1 protein-coding gene is annotated in these 648 nt (G+C 63.1%); it reads left to right on the top strand.

All coding sequences use genetic code 11. The annotated features are described in order from the left end of the window. Window positions 1-97: 97 nt before the first annotated feature. A partial coding sequence (locus HCK04_RS40455; protein ID WP_142652790.1) for a DUF6461 domain-containing protein occupies window positions 98-648 on the top strand: 551 nt, incomplete at its 3' end.

Genomic DNA, 648 nt, shown 5'->3' with positions numbered 1-648 from the left:
GCGCTTCGGGTCGGTCGTGAGTGACCGTGGTTGCCCCCTCGTTACTGAGGTTAATGGCACGCTAATGGCACGACGATCAACAGATGAGGTGTTGCGGATGGCGTTTACCTATGCCGATGTTGCCTGGCTGGCCGAAGACGACGAGCTGGGCGATCTGTGGTGTCTGACCTTCGTGCGTGGAGTCAGCGAGGTGGAGGCGCTTCGCCGACTGGGTGCTGACCAGGAGAGTATCCGGCCGCTCACCTATGACGAGTTGATAGACGATGGTCTCTTTCCCGAGACGGTGCTCGCGGGGCGAGTGGGCGACTGGACGGTGCTCATCGAGGAGAGCGGGTGGACGTGCACGGAAGCCGACAAGGCGCAGGCCCTCTCGGCCGGGACCGTGGCCGTGGCGGTGCTGCGCCACGACTACGCATCCGACGACTTCGTCTACGCGGTGGACGGAGAGTTGGTCACGTATTTTAATCCCGGGATTCCCATATGGCGGCACGGGAGTGATCCCGATCGGCTCAACGACCTGATGAGGCAGGTGGGCCTAGAACCCGACGACGTACCCGGAACCGGTGTTGAGGCACCGTCGTCCGCGTCTGGAGCGCTTCTCCTCGCAGCCCGGTTGACCGGCGTGGTCCTGACCCCGGAGATTGTTAA

The organism is Microbispora sp. CL1-1 (assembly GCF_012034195.1).
In the GTDB taxonomy this organism is placed as follows: domain Bacteria; phylum Actinomycetota; class Actinomycetes; order Streptosporangiales; family Streptosporangiaceae; genus Microbispora.
Note: the sequence above shows the minus strand (reverse complement) of the source record. Positions and strands in the feature narration are given on the sequence as shown.